Source organism: Rahnella victoriana (genome assembly GCF_004330295.1).
GTDB lineage: Bacteria > Pseudomonadota > Gammaproteobacteria > Enterobacterales > Enterobacteriaceae > Rahnella > Rahnella victoriana.
The window spans coordinates 148,507-165,078 of sequence record NZ_SJOJ01000008.1 but is presented as its reverse complement, the minus strand read 5'-3'; the positions used below and the strand labels follow the sequence as shown (position 1 = coordinate 165,078).

12 protein-coding genes are annotated in these 16,572 nt (G+C 55.6%); 5 read left to right on the top strand and 7 right to left on the bottom strand.

The window, feature by feature from the left end; genetic code table 11:
- Positions 1-169 precede the first annotated feature (169 nt).
- From EYY67_RS09110 to EYY67_RS09095, 4 genes are all read right to left on the bottom strand, one after another.
- On the bottom strand, positions 170-2,596 hold the full coding sequence (locus tag EYY67_RS09110; RefSeq protein WP_095921757.1) for a DUF3772 domain-containing protein: 2,427 nt from the start codon (positions 2,594-2,596) through the stop codon (positions 170-172).
- Positions 2,597-2,705: 109 nt separating this feature from the next.
- Positions 2,706-3,524 carry a hypothetical protein gene (locus EYY67_RS09105; protein ID WP_095921756.1) on the bottom strand — a complete coding sequence of 273 codons (819 nt, stop codon included), beginning with the start codon at positions 3,522-3,524 and terminating at the stop codon, positions 2,706-2,708.
- A 24-nt stretch (positions 3,525-3,548) separates the two neighbouring features.
- Positions 3,549-5,210 carry a multidrug ABC transporter permease/ATP-binding protein gene (locus tag EYY67_RS09100; RefSeq protein ID WP_119827259.1) on the bottom strand — a complete coding sequence of 554 codons (1,662 nt, stop codon included), beginning with the start codon at positions 5,208-5,210 and terminating at the stop codon, positions 3,549-3,551.
- Between the two features lie 79 nt (positions 5,211-5,289).
- Complete coding sequence (locus EYY67_RS09095) at positions 5,290-6,678, bottom strand: MFS transporter (RefSeq protein WP_095921754.1); 1,389 nt, start codon at positions 6,676-6,678, stop codon at positions 5,290-5,292.
- 171 nt (positions 6,679-6,849) lie between these two features.
- Between EYY67_RS09095 and EYY67_RS09090 the strand changes: the two genes are divergently transcribed.
- From EYY67_RS09090 to EYY67_RS09080, 3 genes are all read left to right on the top strand, one after another.
- Positions 6,850-7,794 carry a LysR family transcriptional regulator gene (locus EYY67_RS09090; RefSeq protein ID WP_119827263.1) on the top strand — a complete coding sequence of 315 codons (945 nt, stop codon included), beginning with the start codon at positions 6,850-6,852 and terminating at the stop codon, positions 7,792-7,794.
- Positions 7,794-9,080, top strand: a complete 1,287-nt coding sequence (locus EYY67_RS09085) for a DUF445 domain-containing protein (protein ID WP_131693357.1) — start codon at positions 7,794-7,796, stop codon at positions 9,078-9,080. The genes EYY67_RS09090 and EYY67_RS09085 overlap by 1 nt, the downstream gene beginning before the upstream one ends.
- A gap of 180 nt (positions 9,081-9,260) precedes the next feature.
- The gene (locus tag EYY67_RS09080) at positions 9,261-10,055 is read left to right on the top strand and encodes a YaeF family permuted papain-like enzyme (RefSeq protein ID WP_229920958.1); all 795 of its coding nucleotides are present in this window, start codon (positions 9,261-9,263) and stop codon (positions 10,053-10,055) included.
- Between the two features lie 40 nt (positions 10,056-10,095).
- Here the strand turns inward: EYY67_RS09080 and EYY67_RS09075 are convergent, their stop codons facing one another.
- Positions 10,096-11,193 carry a glycerol dehydrogenase gene (locus tag EYY67_RS09075; RefSeq protein WP_131693356.1) on the bottom strand — a complete coding sequence of 366 codons (1,098 nt, stop codon included), beginning with the start codon at positions 11,191-11,193 and terminating at the stop codon, positions 10,096-10,098.
- 391 nt (positions 11,194-11,584) lie between these two features.
- Here EYY67_RS09075 and EYY67_RS09070 point away from each other — a divergent pair, with 391 nt between their 5' ends.
- Positions 11,585-11,767 (top strand): hypothetical protein, encoded by a 183-nt coding sequence (locus EYY67_RS09070; protein WP_131693355.1) that lies wholly within the window; start codon positions 11,585-11,587, stop codon positions 11,765-11,767.
- Between the two features lie 282 nt (positions 11,768-12,049).
- On the opposite strand, the gene EYY67_RS09065 is transcribed toward EYY67_RS09070, so the two are convergent.
- Positions 12,050-13,708: a glucan biosynthesis protein D gene (locus EYY67_RS09065; protein WP_131693354.1), complete on the bottom strand. Its 1,659-nt coding sequence runs from the start codon at positions 13,706-13,708 to the stop codon at positions 12,050-12,052.
- A 417-nt stretch (positions 13,709-14,125) separates the two neighbouring features.
- On the opposite strand from EYY67_RS09065, the gene EYY67_RS09060 reads away from it, so the two are divergent.
- Positions 14,126-15,505, top strand: a complete 1,380-nt coding sequence (locus EYY67_RS09060; protein WP_131693353.1) for a CoA transferase — start codon at positions 14,126-14,128, stop codon at positions 15,503-15,505.
- Here the strand turns inward: EYY67_RS09060 and EYY67_RS09055 are convergent.
- Positions 15,502-16,353, bottom strand: a complete 852-nt coding sequence (locus tag EYY67_RS09055; protein ID WP_131693352.1) for an AraC family transcriptional regulator — start codon at positions 16,351-16,353, stop codon at positions 15,502-15,504. The genes EYY67_RS09060 and EYY67_RS09055 overlap by 4 nt on opposite strands.
- Between the last annotated feature and the right edge of the window lie 219 nt (positions 16,354-16,572).

The following is a 16,572-nucleotide window of genomic DNA, read 5'->3' as shown; positions in this document are numbered from 1 at the left end:
CAGAATGGGGGTTGCTTTGCTCCTCCCCCTGCGAAGGGGGAGGACGGGAGGGGGTTTTAAGGGCTGACACCGGGTCAAAGCATACTTCAACCTATTGATTTTACTTTAATACCCCACCCCAACTCTCCCCTTCGCAGGGGAGGGAGCCGACCGGATCATTCTTTGGGTTTTACTCCGCTACCGGGCCCCCCCTCTCCCCCGGTTTCTCCAGAATCATCGTCTGTGTCTGGCTCAGACTGATCCCCGCTGCGCGCAGCATTTTGAGGATTTCGTACAGCAAGTCACTGCGCGTGGCGCTGACCATACGCGGGCTGTTGACGTAACCGGTGACGCTCAGCACGATCCCGGTCGGGCCGAGTTCTTTAAAACTGACCGACGGCGCAGGCGCTTCCAGAATGGATTCATGCAGGTTGTAGGCTTCCAGCAATAACGTGCGGACCTGCTCGGGGTCGATGTCCAGCGGGAACGTCAGGGTGATGGTCGCCACGCCCTGCGCATTCCCCATGGTGGCGTTGCGGACGTTCTGCGAAATCAGCTGTGAGTTCGGCACAATCACCGTCGATTTGTCACCCAGCTGAATTTCCGTTGCGCGGACGTTGATACGACGGATATCCCCTTCCACACCGCTGATGCTGATCAAGTCGCCCACTTTCACCGGACGCTCCGTCAGCAGGATCAGGCCGGAGATAAAGTTCTTCACAATCTCCTGCAAGCCGAAACCGATACCGACCGACAAGGCGCTGACGATCCACGCCAGTTTGTTCCACTCGATGCCCAGCGACGACAGCGTCAGCAGGATCACCAGCACGTAACCGACGTTGGTGAACAGCGTCACCAGCGAGGCGCGCATACCGCGATCCATCATGGTTTTTGGCAGGAAATCGTTATCCAGCCAGCGGCGTGCGGAACGTAAAATATACCAGCCGACCACCAGACACAGCACCGCATTCACGGCATGTGCCGGAATGATGTTCATGCTTTCGAGGCCCTTTCCGCCCCAGATGTCGATGATTTTTGCCAGCAGTTCCAGCGGCGTGGTGGTTCCGAAAGTGCCGTTGAGCAGCGCCACGGCAGCCATCAGTAACAGCGCGGTTTTACCGATCGCCGAGAATAGCGTCGCGGCCAGCGATAAATGGCGGTCATTGACGCTCAGCGTGCTTTTGAGGATTTTGCCACTGTGGGTCGCCGGCGCAAACACGCTTTCACACAGGTCAACGACGAAGTGAATCAGCAGATACAGGCAACTGACCACCAGTCCAATCCACAGCAGTTCGAAGGTCACAAAGCGCGCCAGCGGAATATAACCAATCAGCAGCGCCATCAGGATCACGAACGCCGTCAGGCTGATCACCAGGTGAATCAGCCCGGCCAGCGTGGAACGGGCTTCGGTCTGCTCGCCCTCCGCCTTCATTTTGCGGCGCATACGGTTTATCCGCACCGGTGCAATCAGGCAATTGAGCGCAACCAGCAGGGCCGCTAATCCGTTACCAAACAGGGTGGCGGAAACGCTGGCACCGACCAGATTGTTCAGCTGTTCGACAATACCGAACAGGAAAATAAAGCCCGCCAGCAGAACCGGGAAGGATGCCAGCGTTTTTGCCAGCGGATCGGCGATGCCCGGCAGACGCCATGACGGGTGATTATTGGAAAGCAAGGCGATACCGAGACCGGCAATCACTGCGCTGAAATAGGTCAGTTCAACCAGCTGTTCGGCAAATTCATTCACCCACGGCGAGGTGTCCGGCAGGCGGGTAAAAATGTAGCCCAGCAGCTGCACGCTGATGCCGAGCGTAAAGGTGGTGCTCAGCGTGGTGAAACAGGCCAGGAAGCTGCGGCGGAAACGTCCCTGCGGCAACCAGCGCGGCAGGATCCAGTTCATCGGTTTGTCCAGCACGCGGCGACCGAACAGACCAATCACCAGCGCCAGCAGCAGATAAATGCCGGTGCCGATGCGCCAGTCTTCGCTCCACGCCTGACTCCAGGCATCACTGACTTGTGAACCGAACTCCTCAAACCGCGCCGCGTCGTTGTCGTTTGGCGTGATCAGCGGCGACCAGAAATTACCGCCAAGAATGCTGCCGGTGTTCAGCGCAATCTGGGTTTTCAGCGCGTCACGGCGCAATCCGGAGATTTGCGACGACAGGTTTTGCGCGCCGACGGCGATGGCTTTGCTTTGCTCGATTTGCGTGGTGAGCAGCGTCTTGTTGTTGTTGAGCTTATTACGCTGGCTGATCACCTGCGGCGTTTCGGTCAGCGTGCCCGGCGCGGGGGCTGGCCCCAGCACATCAAGCTGCGCCTGAACCTGCGCAAGCTGAGGCGTCAGCGCGGCGGCCAGCTTGTCGGCTTCTTCCGACAGTTTCTGCGCGGCATCCGTCAGACCGGTAAATTTCTTGTCGGTTTTTGCCGAGGATACCTGCTGTTTTAGCTGGTCGAGACGTTTCTGCAATGCCGGTAAGGCCGTCGTGGCATTAACTTTAACCGGTTGTTCTGTCGTGTCAGGCTGACCTGTACTTTCATCCGCCTGACTCAGCGCAGGCGTTATCAGCAGACATGACAATAATGCCAGCAACAACGGCACTCTTAACATTTTTTGCATAGAAGGAGGTTTCCGGGAGTTCGGGAAATTAGTGTTTTAAAAATCCGGCTAAGAATACGCTTTCTCAGCCGGAAAAATAGCGTTTATCACTCCGAAAAGGGATCCGAATTCAGTTCTTCTGGCCAAGCATCATTCTGAGTATAGCCGCCGAATCCGCTGGCTGGAGCGCCAGAATGCCTGAGTACAGGCTGATGGAGATTTCGCACACTTTCTCGCGATCCACATCCGGTTTGGTCAGGTCACTGAACATCTGCAACTGCTCACCGTACATAGTGGCCAGCGCCTCACGCACCGGTGCCATCAGTTGCACCACTTTTTCGGTGCTGACCGGCGCGGGCTGAACGGTCTGGTTGCTGCCGGTCGCCAGCAGCAAATCGTTCATGGTGCTGAGGTCTTTCTGGAACAGCTGTGGCGGCAGCACTTCTGCGGTATTCACCCCGCCGCTGACCTGCGGATAGAGAAATTTAAAGCAACTGCCGTCTTTGCGCGCCTGCAAGGTTTGCATCTCTTCCAGATTGACCTGCATTGCCTCGTTCACATTGGCATCCGGCGCGTGCGTGATGCGCTGCGAAAGCAGCACCGACACCATCGGTTTCACGGTATCAATGGCTTCCTGCTGCGATTTACCCTCTTTCTTCATGTTCAGAATGTTGCTGCGGATCTGCGCATACAGCGCCGGTTCCTGCGCTTTGATGGTGTTGTACATCGGCAGCGCCGCCAGCGCCTGATCGATTTTCTGCTCTTCGCTGTTGCCTGCCAGACGCGGCTTGATCACGCCGCCCCACAGCAGGTTGCCGCCGATGATCACCACCAGAAATAAGATCACCGCCGGGATGCGGCCGATTTTGCCTTTTTTATGCAGCGCCGCGATCAGCGAGCCAGCCACCACGCCGATGACACCCCACACCATCACTTCAGTCCAGTTCATTTTCCAATGCCTTCCGTAAACAATTTAGTGACTTCCAATCTGTGCGACCGCATCGCGGCTGGCGTCAATGCGCGCCTGCCCGTGCAGTTCGTGTAATTTGCCCTGTCGCATTTCCAGCAGACGATCGGCGTGTTCAAAATAGTGATCATCGTGGCTGATTGCCAGCACGGTTTTGCCCATATCCCGCAATTGCGGCAACAGTTCGCGGTAGAAGGTACGGCGGAATTGCGGATCCTGATCGGCGGCCCATTCGTCGAGCAGCAGGAAATCGCGCCCCTCGGCGGCAGCCAGCAGCAGCGCCACACGCTTACGCTGCCCGGCGGACAGTTGCAGGTTGGTCACTTCGTTGCCGCTGAAGGTCAGTTTTTCTTTCATTTTCAGGCGTTGCAGCCAGTCTTCCACCAGCAGCGGATCCGGCTGTTGCCCTTGCGGCCCCATCAGCTGGCCGAACAGATGGAAATCGGTGAACACCGCCGAGAACATCTGCCGGTATTGTTCGGCAGTGTCAGCGGTGACCGGCACGCCGTCGAGCAGGATTTGCCCGGCGCGCGGCTGATACAGGCCGGTCAGCAGCATCGCCATGGTTGATTTGCCGCTGCCGTTGCCGCCAATCAGAAACACCAGTTCGCCACGGGTGATTGTCAGGTTAAGCGGACCGACGCCAAAACCGGCGTCCTCTTCTTTGCCCGCATAACTGAAGCTCAGGTCGCGCAGCTCAAGGGTTTGCCATTTTTTAGCGACAACCGCAGGCGTAAAGGCCTCGTGGTATTCCGCCAGTTTCAGGGCTTTCAGTTTGCCAAACGCCACCTGTGCGCTGAGCAATGTCGGCAGCGCCCCTACCGCCTGTAACATCGGCGTGCGCAGGAACAGCAACGTCAGGGAATAGGTCGCGGCGACGTCAGTATTCGACCAGCCGAGCGTATTCGCCATAAAGAACACCAGACCAATCGCGCCCAGCATCATGATATTCGACCAGTTCACGGCGCTCAGATGGAAGGTATCGGCGCGGATAATATGATGGCGATACTCTTCGGCATCTTTGCGGTAGACATCATCAAACAGATGGCGTGCGCGTTCGCGGTTCAGCGCCAGCTCCTTGCGCCCTTCGATCACTTTCTGATAATCGGTTTGCAGCTTGTCTTCCGCATCACGCACTTTCGCCAGATGGCGGTAAACATGCGACACCAGTTTGAAACCGCCGAATATGGTGATCAGCAGCCAGACAACCGTCACCAGCAGCATTTCCGGTGACAGCCATGCCAGATAACCCGCACAGCCAATGGTCAGGATAATCCCCTGCACCAGCTCCGGCAGGCGAACAAACGCCAGTGTGATGTTACGGATGTCGCTGCCGAGGCTGGCGAGCAGTTGCGCGTTACCGATTTGCTCGATGCGTTCGATGTCGGTATCGAGAATACGTTTGATGAACTGGCCGCGCAGGCGGTAAATGAAGTGGTGGCCGAGCACGGTCAGCGCCAGTTGCGAACCCAGCGTGACCGCCATCAGCAACAGCAGAAGCCCGAGGAATTGCGGCAGAACCATCAGGGAGCCTTGCGTGGTTTCAATCAGCTTAAGATTGATAAACGCGATCAGCCCGATACCCAGAACGGCGCTGAGCAAACTCAGCGCCATAACCCCTAAAAACGGCCAGCGATATTGCTTAAAGACAACGCGTAACAACTCCATGAATTTTTCTCGTTCTGAATGCAGGTAAATGATGCTGCACGCAGTTTAATGACACACATTGTCATATCAAGAACAATTCTCATTTTAGGCGCGTATCCGGACGGATCACCATGCGTTCGAACTTTCCGGCCACCACCAGATAGCCAAACATGCCCAGCAGGCCGTGCGCGCCGACAAACCACAGCGCGAGGTTAAAGGAGCCGGTGGCCGCCACGATATAACCGATCACCACCGGCGTGATGATCCCGGCGACATTCCCGAGGCAGTTAAACACCCCGCCGCTCAGGCCGATCATTTTCTCCGGCGCGGTATCCGACATCACCGCCCAGCCGATGGCCGACAGCCCTTTACCGAAGAACGCCAGCGTCATCAGCGCAATCACCGCCGCATCGGTGGAGACAAAGTTCGCCATCGCCAGCATCGCCGCAAAGAACATGCCCAGCACAAACGGCGTTTTACGCGCTTTCGACGGGCTGATCCCGCGGCGGATCATGTAATCGGACATCACGCCGCCGAGCACACCGCCGGAAAAACCGCAGATGGCGGGCAGCGCCACCACCCACCCGGCTTCCATGACCGTCATCCCGCGCCCTTTGATCAGGTAAATAGGAAACCAGGTCATGAAGAAGTAACTCATCGACGTGATGCAATATTGCCCGATATAAATGCCCCACAGCGTGCGGCTCTGGAACAGTTGCATCACTTCACGGAAGGTGAATTTCTGGCGCGAGGCGCGGCGGTTCAGCTCCAGATCGACCAGCGCACCGTTGGCGCGGATGTGCTCGAGTTCAGCGGGTTTGATGTGCGGGCTGCTGTGCGGTTCTTTGTAGAAGGCGAACCACAAAATCCCGGCGATCAGCCCGACGCCGCCCATCCACAGGAAAACATGCTCCCAGCCGAGCGCGTGGGTCAGCCACGCCATGATCGGCGTGAACACGCCAATCGCCATGTACTGCGCCGAGTTAAACAGCGAGGTTGCCGTGCCGCGCTCATGGGTCGGGAACCAGCAGGCGACGATGCGCGCATTGGCCGGAAACGCCGGAGACTCCACCAGACCGAGCATAAAGCGCAGAAAAAACAGCATGATGGCCGCCGACAGCCCGCTGACACCAAACCAGCCCACGGTGCCCTGCAACATGGTGAACACCGACCAGAGCACCAGACTGCACCCGTACACCCGCCGTGCGCCGAATTTATCCAGCAGCCAGCCGCCGGGGATTTGCCCGATCATATACGCCCAGGCAAACGCCGAAAAAACCATGCCCAGCATCACCGGATCCAGACTCAGCACCCGCGAGACTTCCGTACCGGCGATCGACAGCGTGGCGCGGTCGGCGTAGTTGATCACCGTGATGGCAAAAATCATCCCGAGCACCACGTAACGGAAGTGACCCGGTTTCGCCGCCTCTGCCGCTGTTTCACGACACTGCGGTTTCGCGTTATCTGACACATCTGTAGGGGACGTCATGTTTTCTCTCCAGACTTATGATTGCATTCCCTGCTTTTTGTGACCGGATGCACACTTTTTACCGTTCCGGCCACGCCATTGAGATCTAAAAAATCCAAATTAATTAACAGAGTAGAAACATTTAACGATACGGTCTAAGTTAAAAAGACAATGGAACAAGTCAAAAATTGAATGATTGAATTAAACCAGTTGCGCTGTTTTGTGGCGGTGGCAGAGGAATTACATTTTGGCCGGGCGGCCAAAAGATTGTTTATGACGCAGCCGCCGCTGAGCCGTCAGATCCAGCTCCTTGAGCACGCGCTGGGCGCCCGACTGTTCGAAAGAAGCAACCGGCATGTCAGCCTGACCGCCTCCGGCAAAACGTTTTTGCGCGATGCCAGGCTGATCCTCGAATTCACCGGGCAGGCGCAGGAAACGGTAAAACGGGTGGAGAAAGGGGAAATTGGCCGGCTGATGCTCGGATTTACGGCCGTCAGCGGATACTGGCAAATTCCGCAGATCATTGCGCTCGCCGCAAAGACCCTGCCGGAAATCACCCTGGTGATGAAAGAAATGGTGTCGTCGGCGCAGCTGCAGGCCCTGGCGGCGCGGACGCTGGATATCGGCTTTGTGCGTCAGCCGGTGGCGTTATTTCCGCTGGCTTATCATCGGGTGTTGCGCGAACCGTTGTGCGTCGCCCTGCCCGCCGCCTGCGCGCTGGCGGCCAAACCGCGACTCCGTCTGCGTGATTTTGCCGGGCAGCCCTTCATCATGTATTCCGCCACCGAGGGGAAATACTTTTACGACTGTATCGCCGGGCTGTTTGCGCAGGCCAACGTCGTGCCGCATTACGTGCAACATTGCAGCCAGACTCACACCATTCTCGGGCTGGTGCGTGCCGGTGTCGGGCTGGCGATTGTGCCGGACAGCGCCCGCCAGCTGGGCTTTCCCGATATTGAATTTCGTCCGCTCAGCCACCCCGACGCCTTTGCTGAAATCTACATGGCCTGGCGACAGGACGGCGAAACCCCTGCCCTCGCGGCTTTCCGGGAGATGGTCAGGGAACATTGTTCAGCGACCGGCGCGTCAGAAAGAAAAAAGCTGACAGGCCGCCGCACGCTTCCTAAACTGAGGTAATGGATAAAGAACAAGAACTTCGCCGAAGTAAACGTAACGCGCTGGGGCTGCTGCTGATTGCCGCCGCCCTGTTTGTCATCACCCTTTTCCTGCCGCCCAATTTTTGGGTGTCCGGGCTGAAAGCCATTTCTGAAGCCGCAATGGTCGGGGCAATGGCCGACTGGTTTGCCGTCGTGGCGCTGTTCCGCCGCGTGCCGGTGCCGTTTGTTGCCTCGCACACGGCGATCATCCCTAAAAACAAAGACAAAATTGCCGACAATCTGGCGGTGTTTGTGCAGGAAAAATTCCTCGCGCCTGCGACGCTGATCACCCTTATCCGCCAGCACGACCCGGCGCGGATGCTGACCGACTGGCTGAACGCACCGGATAATGCCCAGCGGTTCGCAAAATATGCCGTAAAGATGATCCGCGGATTTCTGGATGTCACCGACGATCAGCGCATCGCGCAGCTGATGCGGCGTGCGCTGTATCGCGTGATCGACAAGATTGATCTGTCGGCGTCCATTGCGACCCTGCTGGAAAGCCTGACCAAAAATGGCCGCCATCAGGAACTGCTGGATCAGGCGATGGATCAGCTGGAAATCCTGCTGGCGAAAGACAGCACGCGGCAGTTTATCTCCACCCAGATCGTCGGCTGGATGAAACGCGAACATCCGCTCACCGCCAAACTGTTACCCACCGGCTGGCTGGGACGTAACGGCGCGGATCTGGTGTCTAATGCGGTGAATTCTGTGCTGGATGATATGGGCAACGACAAAACCCACGCTTTCCGCAAAGGCTTCGATCAGTCTGTTCAGCGTTTTATCTGGAAACTGCAAAACGACCCCGCAACCGCGCAGAAAGCGGAAGAGATCAAGCAGTACCTGAAGGATGACGAGAAGCTGAATATTTACGTCTTACAGCTGTGGAGCGACATGCGCAACTGGCTGAAAGAGGATCTGGAAAGCGAGGATTCGCGGGTGTTTGCCAAAGTCACCGAATCCGGCCAATGGCTGGGCAACGCGCTGGCGCAGGATGAAAAGCTGCGTATCTCGCTCAATCAGCAGCTGGAAACTATTGCAGAAAGAGTCGCCCCGGAGTTCGCTGAATTCCTGACGCGCCACATCAGCGACACGGTAAAAGGCTGGGATGCGCGCGATATGTCACGGCAAATCGAGCTGAATATCGGCAAGGATTTACAGTTTATCCGCATCAACGGCACACTGGTCGGCGCCTTTATCGGCCTGATGCTGTACCTGCTTTCACAACTGCCGGTGGCGCTCCCCTGGATAATGGCGCGGATTTAATATTTTAGCGCCTCCCCCTTCACAGCGGGAGGCGCTAAAAGCGAAAGCCAAAATAAGCAGCCGCACTTTTTAATCGGATAACCTGATTGCCCGATGAATTCTAAAAGAATAGAATCACCCGGCTTAAATATAACAAAACACTTTTATTCAGATTTTTATTATCAGCAAGGATGCGGAAATATGATGTATTCATTCAGGAAAGCCTTCCTGTTTGTCGCGATTATATTATCGGGATGCAGCTCGCAACCCAATTTATCGCAGCAAAAAGCATTACAGCCTTCTGTCAGCACCTCGACATTACAGATGCAAAGACTGTCCACGCTGGAGGGGCAGGATGCGATCGCGATCGGTGCGGAGCAGCTTCAGCCGGGGGATATCCTGCTTTCCTCCGCGACCGGCGTGACGTCACTGGGTATCCGTTTATTCAGCCTGACCGGCGTCAGTCATGCCTCGGTCTATCTGGGCAAGGGCGAAGTTGCTGAGGCCGTCGGCAGCGGAGTGCAGATTATTTCTTTAGAAGAGGCATTAACCCACAGTAATTCGATGGTGAGTTTACGTAATCAGAAATTAACGGACTTGCAGGCGGAGAAATTAAGAATTTTCTCTCAGAATAATCAGGGTAAGAAATATAATTATAAAGGCATTGTGATTATTGCGCCTTATACATTGACGCGAAGAGTGTGTGATTTACCCCTGTTTTTCGGCAAAGGACGTAATACCTGCTTTGATACGCTGGCGACCGTTCAAATCGGTGATACGCCAGCGCCACAGGAAACGTTTTTCTGCTCCCAGTTTGTCATTGAGGCGTTCAATTTTGCCGGCAACCCAATTACCGCCTCGAATGCCCTGTGGATATCACCGGCCGACCTGTTGCATATGCGCGAAGGCGATGTGTCTTCTTTCGCTCCGGTTCAGCCGCTGCAATATGTCGGTCATCTCAAAAAGTGGAATTTATACGACGCGGTGTTTGGTTAAGCATGATGGCTCCCCTTGTCAGGGGGAGCCGTGACAACCCTTACTTCACGGTTTTACTGAACGCATCCACGGCCAGAATGGCGTTAGCCACGTCTTCGGCGGACAGATTTTGGTTCAGGTTACCCAGCGTATCGCCCTCACCGCCTGCCAGCGCACCGACTTTCACCAGGTTGGCGAAAGATTCGTTTTCCAGATGCATCTCTTTCAGCGTGGTCGGCATTTTGATGGCGCGGTAGAAACGCACGTATTTCGCGATTTCTTCGTCAGGGCGCTGTTCCAGTACCATTTGCGTCAGCGTGCCGTACGCCACTTTTTCACCGTGGGTCAGGTGATGGATATCACCGGAAATGGCGGTGAAACCGTTGTGGATCGCATGGGCGCCCGCCAGACCGGCGTTCTCAAAGCCAAGACCGGAAAGCAGCGTGTTGGCTTCCACCACGGCTTCGACCGCTGGCGTCACCAGTTTCTGCTCAACCGAGGTGTAGGCGCTGTAGCCGTAAGTCAGCAAGGTCTTCTCGCAGGCTTCGGCAATCGCCATCCCGGCAATGGTCGGCGCGCCGCCTACCATGGATTGCGAATGGGAACGCAATACCGCCTGCGCTTCGACAAAGGTCGCCAGACCGTCGGCGATACCGGAAGCGAACAGACGTACCGGTGCCTGCGCGCAGACATGGGTATCGACCAGCACCAGATCCGGGTTTTTGTTGTAGAAACGGTAGGATTCGAACACGCCTTCATCGGTGTAGATCACCGACAGTGCGCTGCATGGCGCATCGGTGGACGCGACGGTGGGCACGATCACCACATTCTGTTGCAGTTCATCGGCAATCGCCTTGACGGTATCGAGGGTCTTACCGCCCCCCAGACCGACCACCACCTGCGTGCCGGCTTCACGGGCGATACCTGCCAGACGGGTAATTTCGCTGGCGGAAGCCTCGCCGTTAAAGCGTTCGTAATGGAATTCTACATCGGCTTTTTTCAGTGACGTTTTTACGCGATCACCGATAATTCCCCAAACAACATCATCAGCAATCAGGAATGATTTTCCGCCCAGCGCAGGCAGATAATCCCCTAATTCATCCAGAACACCGCTGCCCTGAACGTATTTCCTTGGCGAAGAGAAGATAAATTTACTCATGATAAAAACCTCTTTTCGTTGATAATGCGAAAGTGAACTACTCATCCGAGGGTAACGCAGCACGACAGGAAGCCCAACCCCTTTCATTCACTTTAACAGCATGACGCGCAAAGAATTTTTTCAATCAGTGCGGAGGGTTAAAATAATATGGCCAGATATTTTCGTTCGATTTAATACCCCTTAATGATTATTAAAATCCGCATGATTCCAGCCTGATAGAAAATATCCAGACTGTTAGCTTTTAACTATTGAATACATCAATAAAAGCGACTTCCGCTTATCAGCGAAATCCGTAGAATTCATCGCATTGGCAGCACGTCGTAAGCAGTGGTCATTAGCCAGCTCGCTGTTAGCCATTCCATTAATATTTCTGAGATTAATAAGGAACAGCATGTACAACTTTCAGCGCTACAACGCCAAAGAACTGGCGCTTGCCTATATGAGCAGCAAACCACACGACTTTTCGCCACAAGAATTTTTACAACAGTTGAAAGAGGTCGAGAAATCTTTCGACGCGGCGCTGAGAAACCCTCAGCAGCAACCGCAGAACGGCATGCTGGTTAAGGCGTTTTGATTGCCATCTTGGTCTTAGCCAGTTGAGTACCGTGCGTTACCCTTGCTTTACCCATGGAAGCAATTTGCAAGATCCTGTGTCTGGTTCATCTGCAAAAATAAAATAGAAAAAAAGCAAAAGCCCCGAATATTCGGGGCTTTTTGTCTTTATTAATGACAACTCCGCTAAAGCATTCAGGTTGCAGAAGGCGGCAAACGAACGAATCCCGATGCGCTGACTAAAGTCAGTGATTCGGGTGAGCGAATGCAGCCAACGCACCTGCGGCTTGAAGGATGACGGGGACTACTTCGTCATCTGGCGGTCATCAACGTACTTGCGATTTTCCGGTGCCGGCGGGAAATACTGATACAGCCAGGTTTCAGACAGCGCGGTCTGGCCGGAGCGCAGGAACATCCGCAGTTCCACCGGCGCGACAGAATCGCTGTCCGGATACCAGTCGAACAGGATGCGGTACCCGTCGAACGGCTGCACATACAGAATTTCGATGTTTTTGATTTGTCCGTGAGAGACATTGATCACCGGCTCGATGCCTTTATCGGCAAAGGCTTTCAGCTCGCCGCCGACAAAATCAATGGCGAAACGACGCGCCCAGACCTGCGGATAATTCTCGCCCGGTGCCCAGCCTTCCGGGAAACCGCCCATGCCAGTGCGGGTCGCCAGCACATTAGCCAGCGGGCTGCGGTGCGGCGGTTCGGAACTCCAGTACAGTTTGTAGCTGAAGCTGAATTCTGCCCCCGATTTCACCGGTTTTTCCGGCTGCCAGAAGCACACCACGTTATCCAGCGTTTCACCCGTCGTCGGGATTTCCATCAGGTTAACGCTGCCCTTCCCCCAGTCGCCGACCGGTTCGACCCACAGGCTCGGACGCTTGTTGTACCAGCCAATCACGTCCTGATAATTATTGAACTCGTGATCGAGCTGCAACAGGCCAAACCCTTTCGGGCTGTTATCGCTGAAGGCATTGAACTGTAAACGTTGCGGATTGTTCAGCGGACGGCAGATCCATTCCCCCGTTCCGGTCCACATTTCCAGCCGGTCTGAGTCATGGATTTGCGGGTGAATGGTGTCGCAGCGGCCACGCTCGCTGGTGCCGCAGCTGAACATACTGGTCATCGGCGAAATGCCCAGCTGTTTGATGTCTTCACGGGCATGCAGATGGTTTTCGATTTCCATCACCACGCGGGTCGGCTCGCAGTGGATCACGAATTTATAGGCACCGGTGATGCTCATGCCATCCAGCAGGGCGTAAACCGTGAATGTGGTGTCGCCCGGTTTTGGCGTATCAAACCAGAACGCGGTGAAATCCGGGAATTCTTCCGGCTGATCGGTGAAGGTATCCACCGCCACGCCACGGGCTGACAGACCATACTGATAGGTGTCATCCACCGCACGGAAATAGCTGGCACCGAGGAAGGAAACCACATCGCGACGGGTCAGTTCAGGCGCTTTGTTCACCTTAAAACCGGCAAAGCCGAGATTAGAGAAGCCTTCCAGCTGTTTGGTGTCCACACCGGCATCGTGATAGTTAAACAATTCCGGGCGGAAGTGAATTTCGCGCGCCATGTGTTTCACCGGATCGACGGAATACATGCGCACACGGCGTTTAAAGCCCATGCCGACGTGGAACAGTTCCACATCCAGCTGACGTTCCGGCAGGCCATTCCACAGGGAATGTGCGTGATCGTACTGAATCGCGTTGTAAGCCTGCGGTGTCAGTTCAGCCAGCGTTTTAGGTAAGGGTTGTGGCGCGCCGCCGTAAGGGTTGTCGGCGAGATCTTTCGCCATCTTTTTCAGCGCGTTGAAATCAAATGACAGTTCGCCGCCGTCTGCCACATTCGCCTCTGCCGCCTCAGCGGAACGGGTGAACAGTGTGGACATAGCCGGCACACCACACCAGGCGGCGAGTGCCATTGATGCTTTAATAAATGCTCTTCGTTCCATGCCAGAATCGTTTCCTGTACTGGGCAAAAATCTGGAGACATCGTGCTGTGACGCCGTCCCCCGCGTATTCAGAGTTTTCGACCCTAAGGCTAACGTAAAATTCACAAGCCGAGTACAAGAAATTGAATGCATTCAGCTAATATTTTGCTTGAAAAAGTAAGCAAGCCTGACTGCGCTCATGCCCCGTATGACAGGGGCTGAGGCGGTTTTCAGAAACGAAGATTTTACCAGCAATTCCTGCCCCGTTTTGGGGCGCAACAGGCCGGAGACTTTAGGAGCATTCTGTTACCGGCAGGTTATTATTCTTCATAACCTGGCGTGTCATCTGCGCCGGGTTAACACGCCTTTGTGCCCGTCCTGCTATGCTGAAATCTTATTGTTTTATGCTTATTTATTTTACTGCATGGAGGTTTCTGCATGTCCGATGAACTGATTCAGGAGAAAGCGCGTGAGCTATACGCGCAGTTAACCGGCAAGCTTTCGCTTCCCTGCCTGCTGCATGTCAGCGGCGACGGCAACCTGCCTGCGTATTATCCGGTGACGCCGTTGATTGCGGCCTCGGTGGCGCTGGCCGGTGTGGCGCTTTCGCGTCTGGTTGCGCTGCAAAGCGGCGTGCATGATGCCGTTACGGTCGATCGCCGTCTGGCCTCGCTGTGGTGTAAAACCAGTATCCGTCCCGAAGGCTGGGAAATACCGCCTGCGTGGGACAGTCTGGCTGGCGATTACGCCACCGCCGACGGCTGGATCCGTCTGCATACCAATGCGCCAGCGCACCGCAAGGTGGTGGAGACTCTGCTGGGGAAAGCAGACAACCGCGAAGCACTGGCGCTGCGGGTGGTGATGTGGAAGAAGGCCGGGCTGGAACAGGCCGTAGTGCAGGCTGGCGGGTGCGCGGCGCAGATGCTGAGCGCCGCCGAATGGCAGAACCATGTGCAGGGAAAATCACTGCTGACGGAACCGCTTTTTCAGTCCTCGCTGTCTCCTGAGGCGGCGGCACCGCAGTGGAAATTATCCCCTGAACAACCGCTGGCGGGCGTGAAAGTCCTCGATCTGACGCGGATTATCGCCGGGCCGGTCGCGACCCGTTTTCTGGCCGGGCTGGGGGCGGATGTGCTGCGCATCGATCCTTTCGGTTGGGATGAAACCAGTCAGGAAGCGGATGTCACCCTGGGTAAACACTGTGCACGGCTCAACCTGCACAATCCGCAGGACCGCCACCGTTTTGAGGAACTGCTGCGTGACGCCGATGTGATCGTCCACGGTTACCGTGCCGGGGCGTTGCATAAACTGGGTTATGGCAGCGAACAACGCCGGTCGATTGCGCCGGGGCTGGTGGATGTGTGCCTTAATGCGTATGGCTGGAGCGGTCCGTGGCGCGAGCGGCGCGGTTTCGACAGTCTGGTGCAGATGAGCTGCGGTATTGCGGAACACGGGATGCAGAAATCCGGCAGCCAGAAACCCGTCCCGTTGCCGGTTCAGGCGCTGGATCACGTCACCGGTTATCTGATGGCGGCGGCCGTGCTTCAGGGGCTGGCGCAGCGCGTGGAAACCGGTCAGGGCAGCGAAACGCGGTTGTCGCTGGCGCGCACGGCCCGCGAGCTGACGGAAGATAACCCGCAGGCAGACAACGAACCGCCGATCGGTTCCGCCGGACAGGCCGATTATTCTGCTGAACCGGAACACACCGTCTGGGGAACCGGCTGGCGCTTACGGCCGCCGGTCTGGCTGGAGAACTCCCGGCTGGCGTGGGATCTCCCCGCCTCATCACTCGGTTCCTCGCCCGCGAACTGGCGTTAAGCCGTCAGCGAAAACGCCGCCTTGCGATATTGCAGCGGCGTTTTACCGATCAGCTTTTTAAAACGGGTAATGAAATACGGCGCATCGGCGAAGCCGCATTGCAGGCCGATCTCCTCCACCGACCGGTCGGTCGAGCGCAGTAATTCACAGGCCCGTTTCACCCGTCGGGTGGCGAGATAATCCTGGATCGAGCCGCCGGTTTCCTGCCCGAATACCCGCGAAATATAACTTTCCGATAAGCCGATGGCGGCCGCCAGTTCGGCCAGCGAAAATTTCTGCACGTAGTTTTCTTCAATCCACTGCATCACTTTTGAGGCCGTCGTGCGGCTGATGGTTTTGGTCTGCGCATTATCCGCAGGCATAAATGCCATCAGCTGCAAAATCAGCATGGCGATTTCTTCCCACTGATCGGCCAGCGGTTCGGGTAACTGATTGAATTGTTCCAGTATCACTTCAATGTGGCTGGCCTGTTCGCTGAGATCGAAAATGTGCGCGGCGCGGTCGGCATCCCACAGGCTGGCGAAACGGGCACGGCGCTGCGGAAAGGATTGCAGCCAGCCGTCGAGCAACTGGTGATCAAGATGAATGGTGGTGCGCAGGTAGAGATTTTTGTCGCCGGACTCAACAAACACTTTATGCAGTTTGAACGGCGGAAACACGAATAACCTTCCCGGCCGCAGCGTGTATTGCTGGTTATCGACAATCACAATGCCGTAGCCCTGACTGACAAACAGTAATTCCAGACACTGATGCCAGTGAAAATAATTGGCACTGCCGCGACTCATCCGGTTAAAAGAAACCTGACGTTCATTAAGGGCAATACGTTCAAGATAATCCGATACCGGCATTGCTGTTTTTCTCCGTTCATTTTTACGCCGCTGACAGCCAGGACAACAAAACACAATTTTCGGTCTGCTTTTTATAATTTAAGCCGTTTTGCCGCCCGTTTAATAATCACAATGTTGAAAATCAGCTCATTCTGTGAGGCACATAACAATCAGCGTTTTTCAGTTCTCTATATTTCCTTCGCGGCACAGAGAATTGAAATACTATTTCAAATTATTCAT

What these genes read in the sequence shown, in the direction of transcription:
- EYY67_RS09110 (WP_095921757.1), bottom strand. Translation starts at nt 2,596, where the DNA reads ATGCAAAAAATGTTAAGAGTGCCGTTGTTGCTGGCATTATTGTCATGT.
- EYY67_RS09105 (WP_095921756.1), bottom strand. Translation starts at nt 3,524, where the DNA reads ATGAACTGGACTGAAGTGATGGTGTGGGGTGTCATCGGCGTGGTGGCT.
- EYY67_RS09100 (WP_119827259.1), bottom strand. Translation starts at nt 5,210, where the DNA reads ATGGAGTTGTTACGCGTTGTCTTTAAGCAATATCGCTGGCCGTTTTTA.
- EYY67_RS09095 (WP_095921754.1), bottom strand. Translation starts at nt 6,678, where the DNA reads ATGACGTCCCCTACAGATGTGTCAGATAACGCGAAACCGCAGTGTCGT.
- EYY67_RS09090 (WP_119827263.1), top strand. Translation starts at nt 6,850, where the DNA reads ATGATTGAATTAAACCAGTTGCGCTGTTTTGTGGCGGTGGCAGAGGAA.
- EYY67_RS09085 (WP_131693357.1), top strand. Translation starts at nt 7,794, where the DNA reads ATGGATAAAGAACAAGAACTTCGCCGAAGTAAACGTAACGCGCTGGGG.
- EYY67_RS09080 (WP_229920958.1), top strand. Translation starts at nt 9,261, where the DNA reads ATGATGTATTCATTCAGGAAAGCCTTCCTGTTTGTCGCGATTATATTA.
- EYY67_RS09075 (WP_131693356.1), bottom strand. Translation starts at nt 11,193, where the DNA reads ATGAGTAAATTTATCTTCTCTTCGCCAAGGAAATACGTTCAGGGCAGC.
- EYY67_RS09070 (WP_131693355.1), top strand. Translation starts at nt 11,585, where the DNA reads ATGTACAACTTTCAGCGCTACAACGCCAAAGAACTGGCGCTTGCCTAT.
- EYY67_RS09065 (WP_131693354.1), bottom strand. Translation starts at nt 13,708, where the DNA reads ATGGAACGAAGAGCATTTATTAAAGCATCAATGGCACTCGCCGCCTGG.
- EYY67_RS09060 (WP_131693353.1), top strand. Translation starts at nt 14,126, where the DNA reads ATGTCCGATGAACTGATTCAGGAGAAAGCGCGTGAGCTATACGCGCAG.
- EYY67_RS09055 (WP_131693352.1), bottom strand. Translation starts at nt 16,353, where the DNA reads ATGCCGGTATCGGATTATCTTGAACGTATTGCCCTTAATGAACGTCAG.